Here is a 19,621-nt window from a genome sequence, read left to right as displayed (position 1 = left end):
TAACTTCAAGATGACATTTAACTAAAATGTAAACTTTTGTTAACCAATCAAATACAGACTACGAAAAACTTCGGATATATGGAAAAAACTAAGTTGGCTTAATGAAAAACGGAGCCAAACTGACTCCGTATTAATAATAACTAACAATCTTACTCTGGCAGTTGCGTAATGATCCTCCAAATTGCCCACTCCCCCGCTTCAGTGGTCAAGTACTTATCATCTTTCTTAGAAGCAATCATGCGTTGTAATGGGTCGGGGGAAACTCGTTCAGATACTTCTTGAATTAAATTAGGTTTTAATTTGCTCACTAAGTAAATATCATCATTATTTTTAATAACTTCATTAGCGTCCATACTAGCGAAAATTCTTACTTGCCATAGCTGACCAGCACTGCTGGCATCACTTTTACTTTGATAATACAAATTATGATAATTGTGCGAGGCGGTAATATATTTCTTATCTTTTAAATTGGCCTCTTGCGACTCCAGCCTTATGACTGAAAGATTCTTAATCTCATCCATATCTATGATATGTGGATCTATTTGGCTAAATTTAATTTTGATAGCTTCTTTAGGATCTGATGTTATGGTTGGATACCAACCTAATCCTGTATAACTCCACTCTGCAATAGAAAGGTACTTAGCTGGTAAATCCACTTCTGGCCATTTAGTATCGACATATTGTAAGTAAAACTCTTGTTCGTAAATCATATTTTGCTGGTTCGCTCGCTCCTCAGTCGCTAAACTTCCGGCACTTAGTGCTTGACTAGCAACAGTTTTACTTCTTACTTTTGTCAACTGCAATACGTCATCAAAAGTTGGTGCTTGCTCTACCCGTTTACCGAGTTGCCAATATTTTCTATCAATGTTTTGCCATTCCAAAATAGTGGCAATAATCGAGGTATGATCATACGGGGTATATGAGGAACTTCGAAATACAGTATTTGCTTTAATGAGAGGAGAAATTAATATCGTTGGCACTCGTATGCCCAGCTGATCAAACTTGAAACCAAATTCAGTCCGCGTGTCTGGGTCCATATGCTGATAATCTTTAGGCATAGGGGCACGATCTAAATAACTCGGCGAAGCATACGGCGGATAAACATGGTCGTAGGTACCACCATTTTCATCAAAGGTAATAACGAATAAGGTATTTTCCCACTTAGGTGAATCACTTAAAGCATTGTACAGTGCACAAACAAAATCTTCACTGACAGTGGTATCACATGATGGGTGCATATCATTGCCTACTTGGCGAATACCTGACTTCCAGCTTGGCCCCCCCCCCCACTTAGGCTCTATCCAACTAACGGCCGGTAAATTTCCTGTACGAATATCAAAAAACAGCTCATTGTTCGGGTCACTTGCGTCAAATTTTATAAAATTATCCGCCATGGCTTCACTATCTAAATCGGGAAACATGGTTTGGACATATTGATATTGCTTGCCTAAGGAAACATCTTCTGGTGGCCAAAGATCTTGCCAATAAACATGCCATGATGAGCCATGCTCTGATAATAAACCAAAAATATTGCGCGTATCTTTGGGTAACTTATCAGCATGAGAGCCTCCGTGGCCTTGCAATGCGCCAATATTAGACATAGCAGCAATGCCAGGATTTTGAATACTTGATTGAAAACCAATAAAAGCATCATAAAAATTATTACTGACCATACCTCTTGCGGTACCTGCCATTGAAAATGCCCGGTTGGTATTGGTTTGGCTTGGCACTGAACAATACCATTCATCAGAAACCGCGTAATTTTGTGCTAACCCGCTTAACACTGGCAATTGTTCAGGAATGTAGGTTTCCATTATTTCGATAAAAGCACTTTCATCAACCTCAGTATTAGTCGACTTTAAGGTTTGATAATAGTCAAGTATATAACCATCCATTGGCGCAAAGTCATTACCAGTACTGTGCTTAATTTCAGCTATAGTAGATTCTCTATGCTGCCTATCACCCCAGTTTGCATGTTTATCTACAATCCCCCACATTTGTCCCATGATATGCACAAAATGCTCTCCGGGATTAACACTAGGAACTTTCGGCGAACGAGCGCCAAAAATAGGCTCTACTCGTTTATATGGATTCTTCGGTATCTTATTGCCCAGCGCCTTGAAATCGTCTTCCGACAAGGTTAATAACCCAATAAAAGGTCGGTTATCGCTGTGTTTACTAATCAAGTTTATTTTATCTGCTTCGGTATAGAGAGAGCCCATTAAATGGTCAAAGCCTCTATTTTCTAGCATTAATACAACCACATGTTCGATATTTTTATCATTAAGATTTGACATCATTTTATTCCTTTAAAGTCAGTGTCGAATGATGCAATACCGCTAGATTTATTCGATACCTCTACACTTTTTAACCTTTCGGTTGGTTCATTTTTTGTAAAACTTTACCTAGATAATGGTCGAGCTCCTGAACAGAATTCTTATTAAGCCTTCCAAAACAACAAGTTGGAATACCCGCTGCTGCTGCTATTCCGCCCTTATCAAGATAACTAACTACAATTTCAATAAATTCAGTTTCTTCTTCACTAAACTGAAAATTCCATACACCTTCACAAGTTAACTTGTCTGACTTTTCTGCTTTAACATAAAGCTTACCGCCAGTTTGTATCCATAAATTTTCATCAATAACATCGTCTGCTTTGGAATCTGTCATTATGTTATCTCCTTACTGGTAGAATATAGATTCACATATTATTCACTTAAGTAGCCGTTATTTCTAAACCAATGAAATATGTCTTTAAGCATTTCTTTGTCAATTTCATATGTTTGGTTAACAATTAACACTTCTTCTAAGGTCAAAGGGATACTCATCATTAAATGTAATTCTTTTTCCGTATGCTCATGCTTCACGTGATGATTGATATTTTCACGTTTAAAGCCCCAAAAATTTTTTGGATCATCGTTATAGAAAAACTTAATCGATGATTCATTAATCATCTTAGTTGTCATTACAATTGCCTCATAGTTGTTGGAGAACTAAGCTCAAGAGGCGTGGAACTGTCCTCTTGCTGAGTCAAAGGTGCAACACCATCTTGACTTGATATTTGGTCAAGTAAGGCAATACTGTCATCAATATATTTCATTGACGTTGCTAATATCTCTTGCTCGTAGCGTTCAATAGATTCTAGATAAGTTTTAATGTCAGTATCTTGAACTGCAGAAGGCGGTAAACTATTAATCACCATCTTAGGTTTTAGCACTTCCGTTATCGCCTTTAAGCTTTCATTTTTCATTATTTATCCCTATCAACCTTTCGGCCGAACGACATTGCCATAAGCCGAAAGAATAGTCGCGCCATCTTCACCAACCTTTACCCAATACTGCTCAGCTTGCATCATAGTTTTTTGGCAGGCTTCAATGATGGGAATATAGAGTGGATTTTTTTCTTCTATCATTTTTTTGGTGGCGATACCGATGGCTGTCGTTTCAATTGTGGCTAAATCACGCATAAAGTCGGAAGCATCTTGCACCGAAATAGCAACCGACTGTGAAATAGATTGAACCGCAGTCCCCGCCCCATGTGTCAACGGCTTAAACTGTTGTTCTTCACTGGGCATCAATTTTTCCAATAACATTTCACTAGAAGTTTCTTTCGTCGATCGGGCGAATGCTCCTAAACTGGCTGGTGCTTTGTGTTCTTCTGGTGCGTTCATCTTAGCTCCCTTAAACAATGCATATTTATGAAATTTCTAATATTTTTTTGCAGGTTATGGCCACAGAGGTTGTGCTTATGTTTTTTGCGCCATATTGCGTCGCACTGGCATTTTGCATAACCATAGTGAGTGCTTGAGCCATCGATTCATAGGCTATGCCCATAGACTCATTACCCGCTTGACTAAGTACACCGTAGTTTGTTGAGGCAACGGCATCAATTATTTGTTGGTTGACTTTTGTATTGTCACTCATATATTTCATCCATGTTATTTACTAAGAAGTTCGGCAACTAATTTAGTCGTTACCGTCTGGTGCATAATATTTGCTTGCTGTTGGGCATATACGGCGTTTATATTTGCCATGGCAATATTATTTGCCATAGTGTTATATAACGAGCCCATTGCCATTGCAGGGCTATTAGCCACGACTTGAGTATTAGTGGTCGTTATTGCATCAGTCACTTTGCCATTTACACTTGTTTCAGCTTTCACAGCATTTCCCATTAATCTCACATAATTTTTTACTAAAAAGTAGGAGTGTAAAACTAGCGCTGCTAATCACTCCTATGCATCACTAGCTAACGAGATGTTTAACTCCCATTGTTGTCGATGCCTGGTAAGTAACATTTGCTTGCTGTTGTGCATAAACGGCATTTGCCGCCGCCATAGCCACCGAGTTACCAATCGTCTGATATAAACTGCCCATCGCCATTGCAGGCGCTTCAGCTAATACTTTGACATTGGTTTGAGTGATAGCATCTGTAACTTGCGAATTCACTGTTTGTAGAACTCCAGACATTTTTTTCTCCTTCTATTTATCCTTGAATAAGATCTGTTACACCTACGGTATTTGACGCTTGATAAGTTATATTGGCTTGTTGCTGTGCAAATACAGCATTAGCCGCAGCCATTGAGACTGAATTCCCTATCGTTTGATACAAACTCCCCATTGCCATAGCGGGTGTACTTGCAACCACTTCAACATTAGTTTGAGTTACTGCATCGGCGACTTGGCTACTAGATCTAGTCAACTGTGTTTCGGCACTAGCCATGTTAGACTCCTAGCTAAACAGAATATTATGGATTAACTAACGTTTTTACACCCATAGTACTGGCGGCCTGATACGTGACATTAGCTTGTTGTTGAGCATAGACAGCGTTTGCTGCCGCCATTGCAACTGAATTGCCTATGGTTTGATATAGACTCCCCATTGCCATAGCGGGTGACTCAGCAAGTACCTTTACATTAGTTTGCGTAATTGCATCGGTAACTTGTGGGTTTACTGTAGTTGCTGCTGTAGTTGTTGAATCTGCCATTTTAATAATTCCTTTTTAAATTGAATGTCCAGCGACATCATTATGATGAAGCTAGTACACCAACAAAATAGCAATTGCTATGCCAGTAAAATTAGATATAAAAATAAGGCCTGTAGCCTAACTAAAGCTTTTCTTTTGGCCGAAAACGTCCAGTTATTATTTAAAAATGGACGGATTGGCGCAGTTGGGCGGGTAATGCTCTATGTTAGCGGCACACTTACGCTCTATCACTTTTCGATGAACACCTAATAACCTAGCAGCAGCACTTTTATTGCCTGCCGATAATTCAAGTGCGCGCGCTAGTAAAGCTTTTTCAATGGCTGAAAACTTATTGCTAACATCGACTTTTAGAATACTATCAGCCAGAGTGTTTATGCTATTTACCTGAGTAAATTCACTGCTGGTAAGGTCTATATTAATGAATTCAGCCAACACCTCAGCACTGATCACTTTTTCATCACACAATACCTTGACTCTATCAATCAGATTCTTTAATTCGCGCACATTACCTTTCCAGTTATGCTGCTTTAATAAATCTATTGCCTTTTCATCAAAAGAAATAAATGTTTCAGAATTGTTTTGAAAAGCATTAATTAAGTGAGGAATATCAGTGACACGCTGATTTAACGAAGGTACGTCAATGGTAAATACCGTTAAACGATAATAAAGATCTTCTCTAAACTTTCGCTCTTGCACACGTTTCATTAGGTTTTCGTGTGTGGCGGCAATCACTCTGCCAGAGAAAACAATATCTTTAGTAGAGCCTAGACGACGGAACCTTTTCACCTCAAGAACTCTTAATATTTTCGCTTGCAAGTGCAGAGGTAGCTCGGCAATTTCATCCAAAAACAAGCTACCGTTTGCGGCGTAATGAAATAAACCGTGCTTGTTTTCTGATGCGCCGGTAAAAGCGCCTTTTTCATGACCAAATAAAATAGATTCGATCAAGTGCTCTGGGATAGTGCTGCAGTTTATATCAACAAATTCACCTTGATTAAAAGCGCTAAGACTATGTATCGCTTGAGCAATAAGCTCTTTTCCACTTCCAGAAGGCCCTTGAATTAATACCGTTTTATCCACTTTTGCAATTCGCCTTGTCAGGCGAGACATCTGTCTGATTGTTTTGTGGGCGCCGATGACCTGTGGAAGATATTCTTTTACTATCGGTACTAGTTTATAAATTTCTGAAGAAAAAGACTCACGAGGCACTAGCCAGCATTTTTTCATGCTATTGAACAAATCTAAGTAATGTTTTGATTCAGAGATTAAAAAACTGCTATTTTGCTGCTCTAAATAAGTCGTAAAGCTGGCTAATGAAAGTGGAGTAACACTATTAAATAGGGCAATTCGATCCTCTTGGTGTATAAAATAAATTAGCCGGCAGTGATACTTTTCAATCAATAAGACGATATCTTTGAATTGACTTATTCTGCAACTTTTCAACTCGATTACCTGTTCAGCCTTTACACAATTAACGACAATTAGCTGATTAATAGCATCAATAACAATAAAATAATCTGTTGAGCCCTTCATTTTTATTCCTTGTGATATTCTCCATGACGAACGTCAAATAAAGATAAATACCCTCCACTTACCTATTAAAAATTTAGTTCAAAATTAACCTTTATGCGGCATTATTTATGCCACATTGACTTTTTATAAAGCCCAGAGATAAAGAATTGATTTACCGAGACCGATAGTGACAACGTAAATTAGCGCAATAAAAAAGGAGCTATAAAAGCTCCTTTTCAACTAAAAGTTAGATAATTATATTACACTTAACGTTTCGCAATCACTTTGCTTATCAACCTAAATGTTGCAGCACTTAGTGCCAAGGTGGCAACAATAGTCGCACCGCTAGGTAAGTCAAAACTTGCTGATAAAAACAAACCTAGTAAGTATCCAACTAAGCCAACACCATAAGCCCAGAGTAATACGTACTTACCTTGTAACTTGTTAATTGCCAATGCTGGCAATATTAAGGTACTAAAAACTAGGTAAACACCAACAAGCTCAACTGATAAGGTGATCACTAAGGCAAATAGTAAGTAAAAAAGCACACCATCTAATATTTTAGGTTTAGCAAATATTAGTGCCAAAATGGCACTATAAACCACAGCCGGTAATATTAGTTGCTGCCAATTTACCCAAAGAATTTGTCCTGACATTAACTGCTTGAGTAATTCAGCACCATGCGGGTCATTCGAGAGCAATAACATTGCCGCAACAGCTGAAAGTACATAAAAGCAACCTATCATGGCTTCAAGCTCTTCTGCCATATGCCTAGCTAACCAGGCAATAATGCCTGCACCTGCTAAGGCAAACAGCGCTGGCATCCAAACATGTGCATAAGCCATTTCAGCAATATCATGATCCATATGTACCACCATGGCGCCTAACGCGGCAATTTGTGCTATCGCTAAATCAATAAAAATAATGCCACGCTTTAGTACTTGTTTTCCTAATACAACATGGGTTGATAGTACTAAAATACCCGCCACAAAAGCCGGCAACAATATGGTCAATAAGTCATAATCCATGGTTAACTACCTATCACAATTCCAACAGTTTTCTTGCTTTATTTTCTTGTATTAATAAACTTAACGCACTGTCATACAGGCTAAATAGATCAACACTTCGCTCATCGCCACCAACCGACAATGGCAATACAACTACGGGTAGGTTCGCTTTTTCTGCCAACCATTCTGCCCCACGTAGGTCTTGATAAGAAGCAACAATAATCGCCGAAATATCACCTTGTTTTGCACGTTTTAAAAGCTTGGCTAAATGGCCACTTGTTGGTGGCAAACCAGGTTTTGGCTCTAAATCTGCAACCTGCTCAATACCAGCAAAGTCAAACAAATAGCGAAAGCTAGAATGGTAAGCAATCACTTTCATGCCTTTTAAGGCTTTTGCTTGCTCGTGCCATTTTGACATGGCTAACTGCCAGCGTTGACTAAAATCCTCCAACCGCTGTTGGTAGCTTTTCGTATTGTCAGCATCTAACTGAATTAACTTTGCTGTTAACGCTTTAGATATTGCTAACATCCGCTGTGGCGAGAAATGCAGATGTGGATTTCCTAAACTATGAACATCTCCCATACTGCGATCGACTTTAGCCATTTTATCTAACGTTTCAACATGCTCTGCGGCAAAAAACAAGCCTTTATCTGTGCTGCGTACTTGAGCGTTAGCCGCTTTCATTTGCAACATAGGCAACCAACCGATTTCTAATTCAGCGCCAGCACATATCACTAAATCTGCTTGACGCATTTTTGCAATTAAGCTTGGACGCGCTTGCACTAAATGCGGATCTTGCATGGCCGTCGTTGCCGAATATATTCGTGCCTCTGGGGCCAGTTCTTTTGCTAACGCCGCATATTCTGGTTCGCAAGTAAAAATATTCACTTGTGCGAAAGCTTGCTGGCTCAAGGTTAATAAAACACCTGAGATTAGTAGTTTAAAATTGATGTGCACCGTGAGCCCCCAGAGCCATTACGTATTGTAAAGTAATAACATTGTCATTTTGGCCATTATCAAAACCAACATTGCTTTGATGACTAAACTCTAGTCGTACTGTTGAAAAGTGACTATTATGCCAAGCAATGCTTAGCTCAGTTTCTTTTAGTTCCTGGCTATCAAAATGCTCTTCATGCTGCAGTTGGCTATCTAATTCACCATAACGTAAACCAGCAGACCAGTTTGGTGAAAACTGATAAACGCCACTAACATACCAAGCTTGGTGATAGTCTTTGCTGTTGCCTTCTTCGTGATGTTCATCTTCATCATGGTGATCTTCTTCATGTTCATCATGAAGCTCAGCAATCATAAAATCGCTGACTCTAAAATATTCAGCACTTAAGGTTAAATGTTGATATTTATAGTTACCGTCGGGTGCCCACTTAAAAACGAAGTCAGCAACATAAGTGTTTTTACCGGTATAACTTGCCGAGTGGCTATGGCCATGTTCATCTTCAGCGTGCTCATCTTCATGCTCTTCTTCATCATGATCTTCAGGCGTTAACTGACCATTTTCATTACGTAAATAGCTAAAACCTAATTGCCACGAACTTTCAAGACCAATATCACCACCGAATTTAGTAAATGCGGTATACACGCCGGTACTGTCGAATTCACGTTCACCATGCTCATCGGCAGCACGCAAACTATCGCCAGCAAACACTTCTGCGCCCATAGTCCAATACAAATCTGTTGGCGCGATATAGCTAACTCTTAAACCATCGTCATAATAATGGCCACCTAAAAACGCCCGATAGGCACTTGGGCGGCTGGTAAATGAATCGGTATGAAGATGCTGATTATTTAAATAGCCAATATCTGATAAAAATCGCCCCGCCCTTACTGTAAAACCATTTGGCAACGCCATGGTTTGAATGAAGGCTTCTTCTACATTAACTTCACTTTCGCCATCATGTGATTCAAACACAGTGGTTAGCTTGCCATAAAACATATCATCGATACTGGCGCTAAAGGCTAGTTCGGTTTCACCTAAGCCAAAACCTTCCGCGCGCTCAGCCATTAGGCGGTTTTCGCTTTGGTAATAACCATCTAAAATGGCACTAACGGTGGGGTTAGAAAGTGTAGGTGTTTGCGCTTGTGCAATTACGGGAACTAATGCGGACACAACTAAAGCAGCACTAATGTTTGCAGATAAGCGCGCAGGAGAAAATTTCAAATTTTTCATTTCTTTAAATCTCTAAAATAAATTAAATACGACAACACAAACCATTTGCGGAATTAGCAAATGAGTTTTGTGGATATACAAATTGTTAACTAGTGAGTTTTAAAGAAAAACGGGGGGCGCACGACTAAGGTAAGTAACACTATGAACAAGTGTTAATGATGGTTTTGCAATACTCGTTGCTTCGTATTGCTGCCCGATAAATTCAAGATTGGCGTCTTGCTGCGGTAGTACTTGATTGAATTGATGCTGGTGAAAGCACAAGGTACAGTGCGTTTTCGCACCTTCATCGATATGTTCAACACTATGCGCAGAAGCAGCCACAGACAATACTAACAATATAGCACTGAGCCATATTGCGATTAGTCGCCTGTTAGTTACTGAAAAGTACATTTCTGCTATCCAATGAGTGAATGAATCAAATTCGCCATTAGTGTACGCGACTTACAACACACCATGCAAGCTAAGCTCATGCCATTTAACACGGCAATTAAGCATTTAGACGCAAGCTAGATTTTATTTTTAAAGTATCACCTATTTGTTTTGCTCATTAATTAATTCATAAGCCGCTTGAATATCTTGTGCTTTTTGCTTGGCTATTTCCATCATTTCGGGTGGTAAACCTTTCGCAACAAGTTTGTCAGGGTGATGTTGAGACATCAATTTACGATAAGCTTTTTTAATGTCACTGGCTGAACTTTTTTCGGTTACTCCTAATACTTTATAAGCATTTTCCAGTTGTTCAGCTGATTGATGAAAACCGTTTTGACTGCCTCGACCACCATGTTGATGAAAGTTTGCCCCAGCGATAATCATTTCCAACAATTTATCGAGTTCTTTCGCTGAATAACCTAAGCCTTTGGCAATTTGATGTAAGGCATCACGTTCGTCGTTATCAAGTTCTCCATCAGCAAATGCGACTTGAATTTGTATTTCTAAAAATAACAACAATAAGTCGTGGCGATGACCAACCGAAGATTTTAGTTTGGCTAATCGCTCAGACAAAGGAAAGCCAGTTGTTTTACCATCTCGAAATGCTTCTTGGGCTTGTTGACGTAACTCGCCTTTTAGCCCGAGCTTATCCATATAAGCGCTGGCAAAAGCTATTTCGTGCTGTGTAACACGGCCATTTGCTTTGGCAATGTAGCCCATGACGGAAAATGTACTATAAAAAAATGCTGCTTGACGGTCAGTATCACTTTTTGCACCGCCAAGATGATTAAAATCAAGCCCAACACCTTTATCAAAGCGATGACCTAGCCAAGCGCCTAACAAGGCACCGAAAATATTTTTACTCAACATAAAGCCAAATAAAAAACCTAAAACTTTACCCCAAATCCGCATAATAAAACTCTATAACTCTTTATCTATCATCATTTAGTCACGATTTAGCTTGGCTAATCGCTCCGGTGTACCAACATCAGTCCAAGATGAGTCCATTAAGCTTGCTGATATTATTCTCGCATCAGCACCTGCTCGTAACATAGGTGCTAATGGCTGTATATTCTGGCTTGTCGATGCTTCTTCATTCAAAGTGAGGCTATATTGCTTAAAAAAGCTTTTTCGGTAAAGTGCAATTCCGCTATAGGTATATGTCTTTTCTGCTAAAGAATTAAGGTTAACTAAGATGCCTGAATCGATTTTAAAATCGCCTTTTAAATTATGCTCAGGGTTTTTAATCAACAGCAAATGGGCATTGTACTTAGGTAAAAGTGCAGGAAGTTGGCTAAAGTCATAGTCGCAATAAATATCACCGTTAACAACAATAAATACTTCATCATCTTGCTCTGCTAATAGAGGCAATGCTTTGATGATACCACCAGCGGTTTCAAGTGCGACAGGCTCTTCACTATAACGAATATTAACTGAAAACTTTTCACCGTTGCCTAAATAATCAAGCAACTTTTCTCCTAACCAGGCAATATTGATAACAATATCTTTAATACCCGCTGCGGCTAAATTTCTTATATGATATTCAATTAAAGGAATGCCATTAACTTTCAATAATGGTTTCGGACAGGTATCTGTTAAAGGGCGCATACGCTCGCCACGCCCAGCCGCCAATATCATGGCTTTCATATAGAGTATTCCATCGGTTTATTTACTCTGATCATCAAATGCAGGTATTACCCGCTTAGTTACCAGTTCATGAAGGAAACTGAGCTTATCATATCGTCCACTAATATCCCGGATGTAAGTCAAAGTAAGTGGGATATCAGCCAAATAATTCGATTTTTGATCGCGATGATGTAAACGTGCAAAAATTCCACTGGCTTTGATATGGCGCTGCAATCCGGTTAAATCAAACCAATATTGCCACTTTTCTTCAGATAAATCTTCATGAGGTAAATGTTGTTGTGCTCGTAATCGATATTCTTCAATTAACGGTGCTATTAAGTTATCAGGCCAGCGGATGTAACAATCTCGTAGCAATGAAACAAGATCATAAATAACCGGTCCATGCACTGCATCCTGAAAATCAATAATACCAAATTGCTCATTTTCCAGCAGCATAATATTACGACTGTGATAGTCACGGTGCATAAAAACTTGCGGTTGCTCAGTCATGGCGGCAGCTAAATAGTCAAAGCATGCCATGAGCTTTTTGTTTTCTTGAGCAGATAAACCAATATTTAAATGTTTATCAAGTAACCACTGTTGGAATATCTTTAATTCTGTGGCAATAAATTGCTGATCATATTTTGGCAAATTAGCCTGTGCCTGTTGCTGGCTAAAGTTTATTTTCTCTAACTCAACAATCGCTTTTGTATAATATTGCTGCATATTATCTTCAGCCAATTTATCTGATAACAAGGTATTACCTAAATCGCTTAAGCATAAAAAACCTTGCGACAAATCTTTTGCCAGCACCATAGGCACGTTAAGCTTTGCCGAATGTAAATGCTGTTGTACTTCAATAAAGGCTTGATTGTTCGACAAGCTCGGTGGCGCATCAACGGCAATATAAGATTTCTTTTGATATTTAAAACGAAAATAACACCTAAAGCCAGCATCGCCAGTCAAGGGGGTTAATGTAACTTGGTCATTGGAAAAGTGATTTTCTAACCACTGCATTAAATGGCGTGTTCTAGAGGTGTTCAATGATATTATTCTCTTAAAAGTGATGATGCCAATATAACTAATTAGCAGGCTAATGAAAATTGCTATATTATTACAGCCTTTAGCGGTAAAATGCCGCAGTTATTCTAAACTTTTTATTTTTTATCGTTAATTATTCGGACAATAAATGCGTTTTCCCCTAAACAAAATTTCTTTTTCCTGCCTATTCTTCTGTACTTTTGGTAGCAACGCACAAAACACTCATACGAATAAAATAGATATAAACCAATGCCCTATTCCAAGTTACGCTGAAATTGCTCTTCAATCTGGCAAGACTGCAAATGAAAACTTTACCATTTTGTCGTCAACCTCAAGTATCAAAAAAGGTGAATATGCACAGTTCACCGGTGGTGTTACCTTACTTAACCAAGATAGATCTATCCTTGCCAATGAATTAGCGATTAATCGAGAAAATGCTACGGTAATCGCTAATGGCGATATTCATTTTCAAAATAAAAGCATCGATATTTTTGCCGACACGCTAAATATCAATGAGCAGCTAAGAACAACGTCATTAACTGAAACCTCGTATCAATTAAATGGCTCATCTGGCCACGGTAGTGCCGAAGAAATTAACATTAATGGCAATGGCAAAACCTTGAGTTTTATCGATTCTAGCTTTACGACTTGCTACGACCCTGTGCCGGATTGGCAAATGCGTGCCAGTGAAATTACTATTTCCGCAGATAAAAAATCTTTAGAGGCATATAACGCTCGATTTAGTCTGTTCGACGTGCCGGTATTATATATTCCTTACTTAACTTTGCCGATTGGCGATGAACGACAGTCAGGATTTTTGTACCCGAGTATTAGTTCCTCAAACAGTTCAGGGATCGAAATTCAAACTCCATATTATCTCAATATTGCTGAAAATATGGATGCGACCATTACCCCACGCTACATGTCTGACCGCGGCACTCAGTTAATTACTGAATTTAGATATTTACAAGGCTTACAATCAGGCCAAATTGACATTGAGTACCTTAATAAAGACAAGAAACTCACTAATAATGATGATTCTCGCTACCTCGCGCGCCTGCAACATATTGGTACCTATTCAGATAGATTTCGAGCTCATGTCGACTACACCACCATCAGCGATGATAATTACCTCGTTGATTTAGGTAGCAGCCAATTTAATTCTAATGACTCATATTTATATCAAGTGGGAGAAGTTTCGTACTTTGCCGATACTTGGCAGTCAACATTAAAATTGCAAGATTTCGAAGTGTTAGGTGATCATCAACGCAGCTACAAAACGCTGCCACAAATTGAAATTAGCAGTCAGCAGGCATTAACAAGTTTTGATGGGGTCATCGACATTTACTCAGAGCTTTCCCGTTTTGACACGCCAGATAAAACAAAACCAACCGCTGAAAGATACCATGTTGAAGCCGGTTTATTATATCCGATAGTTACACCAGCTTGGTTTCTAAATTCAGAAATTAAAGTTTTGCAAACTAACTATCGACAAAGAAATTTTGATGTTAGCAGTGATTTAGAAAAAAATGTTAGCCGAACCTTACCTAAGGTTCGGCTGCACGGTGGCGTAAACTTTGATCGCAACTTATCCTTATTTGAAAATAATTACAGCCAAACTTTAGAGCCACAATTACAATATTTATATATACCCGATAAAGATCAAAGCAATATTGGTATTTATGACACGACAAACTTACAAGACGATTATAATGGTCTATTTAGAGATCGTCGGTTTAGCGGTATTGACAGAATTGCTCAAGCGAATCAGGTTTCATGGGGCCTAACAAGTCGAATATTAAGTGAAGAAAATAACGAGTTATTACGTTTTAGTCTAGGTCGTATCATCTATTTTAACGAAAGCAACTTTGACGATAGTGAGCAAGATGTAATTGCAGATAAATCCGCGTTAGCCGCAGATGTATTTATAAATTTAAGTCAAAATTGGCAGTTTAGTAGTGACATCCAGTACAACACGGATACCAACACCACCAACAAAAGTCAAACGACAGTCGATTACTTATTTTCCAATAATCAAACAATTCAATTGAACCATCGATATGCTAGTGATGTCTCAGGAGAGTCACTAGAACAAATGTCATTAGCCACAAGCGTTAAAATTGCTCAACGATGGCAATTTGTTGGCCGCTTTACTCAAGATTTGCAAGGTAGACGTAGTATCGAAAGTTATGCTGGTGTTGAATATAGCAGTTGCTGCTGGGGAGTGCGTTTTACATTCCATCGTAATATTAACTCCACTATTGAAGACAATAACAATATAACTGAAAATCGTGATGCATTTGATAGCGGTTTTAATATTCAATTTGTATATAATGGCATTAATAGTAAAAAGTCATCTAACAGTGTTAGTGATATGTTTAATTCAAGTATATTTGGCTATAAACGCCCTTATTTCCTTAACAATTAATTAGAAGAAATTTACGCAACATGAAAAATTCATTAAAATTGTTAGCACTAACCTCAGTGCTAATGTTTAACACAGCTAAATATAGTATTGCCGAAGAAGTTCCACTTGATAGAGTTTCTGCTGTCGTCAATGACGGTGTAGTTTTAGAATCAGAAGTAAAAGATCTAATCAAATCTATTACTTTGCAAGCTAAAAAAAATAATCAAACCTTGCCCTCTGATCGCGCCTTACGCACTCAGGTAATGGAAAAATTGATAAACGATGCCATCATTTCACAGCTTGGTGAGCGTATGGGTGTGCAAATTAGCGATGCCCAATTAGATGAAACATTAACCAATATGGCAACAGAAAACGGTCAAACACTTGAGTCATTTCGCGAAGTGTTAGTAGCTGAAGGGGAGAATTATGAAAAGTATCGAGAAAATGTTCGTAAAGAGTTAATTTCTGGCGAAGTTCGCCGCGCTAGCCTTAGACGCCGTATTTATATTTCTCCACAAGAAGTTGCAAATTTATTAACGGTCATGAAAGAACAAACCAACGCCGATGTTGAATATCGACTGGGGCATATTTTAATTGAATTTCCCAATAACCCTAGTCAGGAAGATATCAATGCGGCGAAAACTAGAGCAGAAAAAGTTATCGAACTATTAGAAAGTGGTAGTGACTTTACTAGGATAGCCATGACATCATCTGGTGGTGCCAAAGCACTTGAAGGCGGTGATTTAGGCTGGAAAAGCATTAACGAAATGCCGACTTTATTTTCAAAAATTGTTGATGGTAAAGAAAAAGGCAGTATTTTTGGCCCTATTCGCACTGGATTAGGCTTTAGTGTCGTTAAGCTTACAGATGTACGCGGTCGTCAAGTGGTGGAAATTGAAGAAGTTCGAGCCAGCCATATACTAATTGAACCATCAATCATTCTTAGTGAAGCAAAAGCAGAAGCTATACTGCAAGGCTTTGTCGAGCAATTAAACGCCGGAGAAGCGGACTTTGCTGAATTAGCAAAAGAACATTCTGAAGGCCCAACGTCAGTGCGTGGTGGGGATTTAGGCTGGTCCGAGCCGGGTAAATATGACCCGGCGTTTTCTGACGCATTAGCCAGTTTAGATATTGATGAAGTACACAAACCATTTCGTACATCATTTGGCTGGCACATCGCAAAATTGACTGGCCGTCGAACATTAGATGCAACCAATCAAATGAATGAAAACCGCGCATACCAAATTCTTTATAATCGTAAATTTGGTATGGAAGGTGCGAGGTGGATAAAAGAACTTCGTGATGAAGCTTATATAGAAATTTTAGAAACGGAAGATAAATAGTGCTAAAGCGTATTGCTGTTACCCCGGGTGAGCCTGCTGGAATTGGTCCTGATCTAATTATTAAAATTGCCCAGCAATCATGGCCTACCCAAATCGTTGTGGTAGCATCAGTAGAGCTACTGCGCGCTCGAGCCAAATTACTTGGCATACCGTTGACACTATTAGAATACGATGAAAATGCCGAGCCAACAGCGCATCAAGCAGGTACCTTAACCGTCTTACCTGTTGATCTCGCTGATGCATGTGTTCCTGGTCAGCTTAATGCAAACAATGGCCAGTACGTTGTAGAAACGTTACGCATAGCCAGTGAAAAAAATATTTCTGGTGAATTTGATGCCGTTGTCACAGGTCCGGTCCACAAAGGACTGATTAACCAAGCTGGCATCCCATTTAGCGGTCATACGGAATATTTTGCTAATCAAGCAAATTGCCCTGATGTTGTTATGATGTTGGCCACTGAAGGTTTAAGAGTGGCACTCGTTACCACACACATTCCGCTTGCTTACGTTGCTAAAGCAGTCACCTTTGAGCGTTTACAAAAAATTACCCGCATATTACACCAAGACTTAATCACTAAATTTGGTATTCCAAGCCCGAAAATATATGTTTGTGGTATCAATCCTCATGCCGGTGAAGATGGACATTTAGGTCGAGAAGAAATTGATGTCATGATCCCTGCGTTAGATGAGTTGAGAGAAGAAGGCATGAATCTGGTCGGCCCTTTACCTGCAGACACCATATTCCAAGAGAAATACTTAGCTGATGCCGATGCGATATTAAGTATGTTTCATGATCAAGGCTTACCAGTACTAAAATATAAAGGCTTTGGCTCTTCCGTCAATATAACCTTAGGGTTGCCATTTATTAGAACATCAGTAGATCACGGCACAGCCTTAGATTTAGCTGGTAGCAATCAAGCCGATGTTGGAAGCTTTAATGAAGCTATTCGCAGCGCAATCACCTTGGCTAACAACCAAACTTAGCTTCTATACGAGCAATACAATACTATGAGTAAAAACTCCCATTTAGGTCATCAAGCAAAAAAACGCTTTGGACAAAACTTTCTACATAATGATGCCATTATTAGTGATATTGTTGACGCCATTAACCCTGAGCCTAATGAAAATTTAATTGAAATTGGCCCAGGCCTTGGCGCATTAACAGAGCCAGTTATTGAAAGAGCCGGCGAGCTGAGCGTTGTAGAATTAGACCGTGATTTAGCGCATAGATTACGTCATCACCCTTTTTTGGCGCCTAAATTGACCATCTATGAAGAAGACGCACTTAAATTCGACTTCTCAAAATTGGCGAGTGATGACAAACCTCTCCGTATTTTTGGCAACTTACCTTATAACATTTCGACACCACTTATTTTTCATTTGTTAACTTTTAAAGATAAAGTCAAAGACATGCACTTTATGCTGCAAAAAGAAGTGGTTGAACGTATGGCCTCGGGTCCTGATTGCAAGTCATTTGGCCGTTTGTCGATCATGACACAATACCAATGCCAGGTAATTCCGGTAATGGAGATTGGCCCCGAAGCATTTAAACCGGCACCTAAAGTTGACTCAGCGATTGTTCGTCTGGTGCCACATAAGGTCATAAAAAATCCAGTTAAAGATATAAAAGCACTTAATCAAGTGTGTTTAGCCGCCTTTAACCAGCGCCGTAAAACTATCCGCAATAGCTTTAAAAAATTAATATCAGCAGAGCAACTCCAATCTTTAGGGATAGACCCTAGTTTACGTCCGGAGAATTTACAGCTGGGTGATTTTATCAAGCTTGCCAACTTTATTACCGACAACCCAATAACTGATAGCAATGACTAATAAAGACTTTCTAGTTTCAAACATGGTTCGTGTTTCAGTAACCACTGATTATATCGCTCAGCAATCTGTTGAAGCTGAGCAACAGTTTGTCTTTAGTTATACCATCACCATCAGCAATGAGGGTATAGAGACAGTGCAGCTGTTAAATAGGTATTGGTTAATTACCGATTCAAATGGCGAAACTCACACTGTCTCTGGCGAAGGTGTTATTGGTCAGCAACCTTATATTGAAGCTAACCAGAGCTATACCTATACCAGTGGCTGCATACTAAAATCACCGCTTGGCAATATGCAAGGGCATTATCAAATGCAGCGCAGCGATGGTGAATTATTACAAGTTGATATTCCGGTGTTCCGTTTAGCAAAACCCAACATTTTAAATTAGTAGGTAACTATGACAGTTTATTTCGTTGGCGATATACAAGGCTGTTATAGCGAACTCGACGCGTTACTGAGTAAAATTGCATTTTCCAATCACCATGACCAATTATATGTTGCAGGTGATCTCGTCGCCCGCGGCCCTGGCTCCTTAGCGACATTACGACTAATAAAGTCACTTAAAAGTAGCGCTAAAATAGTGTTAGGTAACCACGACCTGCATTTGTTATCAGTTTTTCACGGTCTTAAAAAAGAAAAAAAACAAGATCTTCTGTCAACTCTACTATCTGCACCTGATGCCGAGGAATTACTTCATTGGCTTATTCGCCAGCCTCTGATCCAAAAACTGCCTGATGAAGAAACCTATCTAAGCCACGCTGGGCTCTCACCACAATGGACACCAACAATAGCTTTGCAACAAGCGAATATTGCCCATCAGCATTTAATATCATCAGAATTCAAATATTGGCTTAACAATATGTATGGCTCACAACCAAACAGCTGGCAAAATGCACACAATGAAATCGAAAAATTTCGCTTTACTATTAATGCATTAACTCGCATGCGTTATTGTTTTCAAGATGGAAGCTTAGACTTTGAATGCAAAGCGAATATTAACGAGTCCCCCGCAGGGTTAACTCCTTGGTATGAGTTTCCACACATCAATAGCAACACACAATGGCTTTTTGGACATTGGGCTGCACTAATGGGAGAATGTTCAGCAAATAACATTTACGCACTCGACACAGGTTGCGTTTGGGGCCATCATTTATCTATATTAAGGTGGCATGATAAAAAAATATTTACCGAACAAGCACACAAAATACAAAGATAGCAGCCATCATCGGTTTAAAAAGTCATATAGCTTGTTATACT

Annotated in this window: 24 protein-coding genes; 6 read left to right on the top strand and 18 right to left on the bottom strand. The window is 39.1% G+C overall.

Features of this window, described 5'->3' with window-relative positions; translation table 11 throughout:
• Nucleotides 1–149 precede the first annotated feature (149 nt).
• From AC27JP_RS17470 to AC27JP_RS17385, 18 genes are all read right to left on the bottom strand, one after another.
• Nucleotides 150–2,300 carry an alkaline phosphatase family protein gene (locus tag AC27JP_RS17470; protein WP_487117201.1) on the bottom strand — a complete coding sequence of 717 codons (2,151 nt, stop codon included), beginning with the start codon at nt 2,298–2,300 and terminating at the stop codon, nt 150–152.
• 67 nt (nt 2,301–2,367) lie between these two features.
• A complete protein-coding gene (locus AC27JP_RS17465) occupies nt 2,368–2,670 on the bottom strand; it encodes a hypothetical protein (RefSeq protein ID WP_487117200.1) in 303 nt (100 codons plus the stop codon).
• Nucleotides 2,671–2,708: 38 nt separating this feature from the next.
• Entirely contained in the window at nt 2,709–2,966 is a 258-nt protein-coding gene (locus AC27JP_RS17460; protein WP_487080246.1) for a hypothetical protein, read from the bottom strand.
• The gene (locus AC27JP_RS17455; protein ID WP_487117199.1) at nt 2,966–3,250 is read right to left on the bottom strand and encodes a hypothetical protein; all 285 of its coding nucleotides are present in this window, start codon (nt 3,248–3,250) and stop codon (nt 2,966–2,968) included. The genes AC27JP_RS17460 and AC27JP_RS17455 overlap by 1 nt, the downstream gene beginning before the upstream one ends.
• Nucleotides 3,251–3,262: 12 nt before the next feature.
• The gene (locus AC27JP_RS17450; protein WP_487080243.1) at nt 3,263–3,670 is read right to left on the bottom strand and encodes a hypothetical protein; all 408 of its coding nucleotides are present in this window, start codon (nt 3,668–3,670) and stop codon (nt 3,263–3,265) included.
• A gap of 25 nt (nt 3,671–3,695) precedes the next feature.
• Nucleotides 3,696–3,923 (bottom strand): RebB family R body protein, encoded by a 228-nt coding sequence (locus tag AC27JP_RS17445; protein WP_487080241.1) that lies wholly within the window; start codon nt 3,921–3,923, stop codon nt 3,696–3,698.
• A gap of 14 nt (nt 3,924–3,937) precedes the next feature.
• A complete protein-coding gene (locus tag AC27JP_RS17440; RefSeq protein WP_487117198.1) occupies nt 3,938–4,162 on the bottom strand; it encodes a RebB family R body protein in 225 nt (74 codons plus the stop codon).
• 82 nt (nt 4,163–4,244) lie between these two features.
• Complete coding sequence (locus AC27JP_RS17435; protein WP_487080237.1) at nt 4,245–4,469, bottom strand: RebB family R body protein; 225 nt, start codon at nt 4,467–4,469, stop codon at nt 4,245–4,247.
• A 16-nt stretch (nt 4,470–4,485) separates the two neighbouring features.
• Nucleotides 4,486–4,722, bottom strand: a complete 237-nt coding sequence (locus AC27JP_RS17430) for a RebB family R body protein (RefSeq protein WP_487080235.1) — start codon at nt 4,720–4,722, stop codon at nt 4,486–4,488.
• 25 nt (nt 4,723–4,747) lie between these two features.
• Nucleotides 4,748–4,987, bottom strand: coding sequence for a RebB family R body protein (locus tag AC27JP_RS17425; protein ID WP_487080233.1), 240 nt, complete (start codon nt 4,985–4,987; stop codon nt 4,748–4,750).
• 156 nt (nt 4,988–5,143) lie between these two features.
• Entirely contained in the window at nt 5,144–6,520 is a 1,377-nt protein-coding gene (locus AC27JP_RS17420) for a sigma 54-interacting transcriptional regulator (protein ID WP_487117197.1), read from the bottom strand.
• A gap of 245 nt (nt 6,521–6,765) precedes the next feature.
• Nucleotides 6,766–7,527 carry a metal ABC transporter permease gene (locus AC27JP_RS17415; protein ID WP_487117196.1) on the bottom strand — a complete coding sequence of 254 codons (762 nt, stop codon included), beginning with the start codon at nt 7,525–7,527 and terminating at the stop codon, nt 6,766–6,768.
• 13 nt (nt 7,528–7,540) lie between these two features.
• Nucleotides 7,541–8,458 (bottom strand): metal ABC transporter solute-binding protein, Zn/Mn family, encoded by a 918-nt coding sequence (locus AC27JP_RS17410; RefSeq protein ID WP_487117216.1) that lies wholly within the window; start codon nt 8,456–8,458, stop codon nt 7,541–7,543.
• Complete coding sequence (locus AC27JP_RS17405; RefSeq protein ID WP_487117195.1) at nt 8,448–9,692, bottom strand: hypothetical protein; 1,245 nt, start codon at nt 9,690–9,692, stop codon at nt 8,448–8,450. The genes AC27JP_RS17410 and AC27JP_RS17405 overlap by 11 nt, the downstream gene beginning before the upstream one ends.
• 99 nt (nt 9,693–9,791) lie before the next feature.
• Entirely contained in the window at nt 9,792–10,082 is a 291-nt protein-coding gene (locus AC27JP_RS17400; protein WP_487117194.1) for an ABC-type zinc uptake system zinc chaperone, read from the bottom strand.
• Nucleotides 10,083–10,223: 141 nt separating this feature from the next.
• Nucleotides 10,224–11,033: a co-chaperone DjlA gene (gene djlA, locus AC27JP_RS17395; protein ID WP_487117193.1), complete on the bottom strand. Its 810-nt coding sequence runs from the start codon at nt 11,031–11,033 to the stop codon at nt 10,224–10,226.
• A 33-nt stretch (nt 11,034–11,066) separates the two neighbouring features.
• Nucleotides 11,067–11,768, bottom strand: a complete 702-nt coding sequence (gene murU, locus AC27JP_RS17390) for an N-acetylmuramate alpha-1-phosphate uridylyltransferase MurU (RefSeq protein WP_487117192.1) — start codon at nt 11,766–11,768, stop codon at nt 11,067–11,069.
• A gap of 18 nt (nt 11,769–11,786) precedes the next feature.
• Nucleotides 11,787–12,791 carry an aminoglycoside phosphotransferase family protein gene (locus tag AC27JP_RS17385; protein ID WP_487117191.1) on the bottom strand — a complete coding sequence of 335 codons (1,005 nt, stop codon included), beginning with the start codon at nt 12,789–12,791 and terminating at the stop codon, nt 11,787–11,789.
• A 145-nt stretch (nt 12,792–12,936) separates the two neighbouring features.
• Between AC27JP_RS17385 and lptD the strand changes: the two genes are divergently transcribed.
• From lptD to AC27JP_RS17355, 6 genes are read left to right on the top strand one after another with little or no spacing between them, the layout of a single operon-like run.
• Nucleotides 12,937–15,216, top strand: a complete 2,280-nt coding sequence (gene lptD, locus AC27JP_RS17380) for an LPS assembly protein LptD (RefSeq protein ID WP_487117190.1) — start codon at nt 12,937–12,939, stop codon at nt 15,214–15,216.
• A complete protein-coding gene (gene surA, locus AC27JP_RS17375) occupies nt 15,216–16,538 on the top strand; it encodes a peptidylprolyl isomerase SurA (protein ID WP_487117215.1) in 1,323 nt (440 codons plus the stop codon). The genes lptD and surA overlap by 1 nt, the downstream gene beginning before the upstream one ends.
• On the top strand, nt 16,535–17,521 hold the full coding sequence (gene pdxA / locus AC27JP_RS17370) for a 4-hydroxythreonine-4-phosphate dehydrogenase PdxA (RefSeq protein ID WP_487117214.1): 987 nt from the start codon (nt 16,535–16,537) through the stop codon (nt 17,519–17,521). The genes surA and pdxA overlap by 4 nt, the downstream gene beginning before the upstream one ends.
• 24 nt (nt 17,522–17,545) lie before the next feature.
• Nucleotides 17,546–18,367, top strand: coding sequence for a 16S rRNA (adenine(1518)-N(6)/adenine(1519)-N(6))-dimethyltransferase RsmA (gene rsmA, locus AC27JP_RS17365; RefSeq protein ID WP_487117189.1), 822 nt, complete (start codon nt 17,546–17,548; stop codon nt 18,365–18,367).
• Nucleotides 18,360–18,752 carry a Co2+/Mg2+ efflux protein ApaG gene (gene apaG, locus AC27JP_RS17360; RefSeq protein WP_487117188.1) on the top strand — a complete coding sequence of 131 codons (393 nt, stop codon included), beginning with the start codon at nt 18,360–18,362 and terminating at the stop codon, nt 18,750–18,752. Before rsmA ends, apaG begins: the two co-directional genes overlap by 8 nt.
• A 9-nt stretch (nt 18,753–18,761) precedes the next feature.
• On the top strand, nt 18,762–19,580 hold the full coding sequence (locus tag AC27JP_RS17355) for a symmetrical bis(5'-nucleosyl)-tetraphosphatase (RefSeq protein ID WP_487117187.1): 819 nt from the start codon (nt 18,762–18,764) through the stop codon (nt 19,578–19,580).
• Nucleotides 19,581–19,621 lie beyond the last annotated feature (41 nt).

It is taken from the genome of Colwellia sp. SU-HH01172 (genome assembly GCF_057553355.1).
The sequence above is the reverse complement of the archived record's forward strand: the minus strand, read 5'-3'. Positions and strand labels throughout refer to the sequence as shown.

Coding starts and splice junctions, on each gene's coding strand:
- AC27JP_RS17470 (WP_487117201.1), bottom strand. CDS start 2,300: ATGATGTCAAATCTTAATGATAAAAATATCGAACATGTGGTTGTATTA.
- AC27JP_RS17465 (WP_487117200.1), bottom strand. CDS start 2,670: ATGACAGATTCCAAAGCAGACGATGTTATTGATGAAAATTTATGGATA.
- AC27JP_RS17460 (WP_487080246.1), bottom strand. CDS start 2,966: ATGACAACTAAGATGATTAATGAATCATCGATTAAGTTTTTCTATAAC.
- AC27JP_RS17455 (WP_487117199.1), bottom strand. CDS start 3,250: ATGAAAAATGAAAGCTTAAAGGCGATAACGGAAGTGCTAAAACCTAAG.
- AC27JP_RS17450 (WP_487080243.1), bottom strand. CDS start 3,670: ATGAACGCACCAGAAGAACACAAAGCACCAGCCAGTTTAGGAGCATTC.
- AC27JP_RS17445 (WP_487080241.1), bottom strand. CDS start 3,923: ATGAGTGACAATACAAAAGTCAACCAACAAATAATTGATGCCGTTGCC.
- AC27JP_RS17435 (WP_487080237.1), bottom strand. CDS start 4,469: ATGTCTGGAGTTCTACAAACAGTGAATTCGCAAGTTACAGATGCTATC.
- AC27JP_RS17430 (WP_487080235.1), bottom strand. CDS start 4,722: ATGGCTAGTGCCGAAACACAGTTGACTAGATCTAGTAGCCAAGTCGCC.
- AC27JP_RS17425 (WP_487080233.1), bottom strand. CDS start 4,987: ATGGCAGATTCAACAACTACAGCAGCAACTACAGTAAACCCACAAGTT.
- AC27JP_RS17420 (WP_487117197.1), bottom strand. CDS start 6,520: ATGAAGGGCTCAACAGATTATTTTATTGTTATTGATGCTATTAATCAG.
- AC27JP_RS17415 (WP_487117196.1), bottom strand. CDS start 7,527: ATGGATTATGACTTATTGACCATATTGTTGCCGGCTTTTGTGGCGGGT.
- AC27JP_RS17405 (WP_487117195.1), bottom strand. CDS start 9,692: ATGAAAAATTTGAAATTTTCTCCTGCGCGCTTATCTGCAAACATTAGT.
- AC27JP_RS17400 (WP_487117194.1), bottom strand. CDS start 10,082: ATGTACTTTTCAGTAACTAACAGGCGACTAATCGCAATATGGCTCAGT.
- djlA (WP_487117193.1), bottom strand. CDS start 11,033: ATGCGGATTTGGGGTAAAGTTTTAGGTTTTTTATTTGGCTTTATGTTG.
- murU (WP_487117192.1), bottom strand. CDS start 11,768: ATGAAAGCCATGATATTGGCGGCTGGGCGTGGCGAGCGTATGCGCCCT.
- lptD (WP_487117190.1), top strand. CDS start 12,937: ATGCGTTTTCCCCTAAACAAAATTTCTTTTTCCTGCCTATTCTTCTGT.
- rsmA (WP_487117189.1), top strand. CDS start 17,546: ATGAGTAAAAACTCCCATTTAGGTCATCAAGCAAAAAAACGCTTTGGA.
- apaG (WP_487117188.1), top strand. CDS start 18,360: ATGACTAATAAAGACTTTCTAGTTTCAAACATGGTTCGTGTTTCAGTA.
- AC27JP_RS17355 (WP_487117187.1), top strand. CDS start 18,762: ATGACAGTTTATTTCGTTGGCGATATACAAGGCTGTTATAGCGAACTC.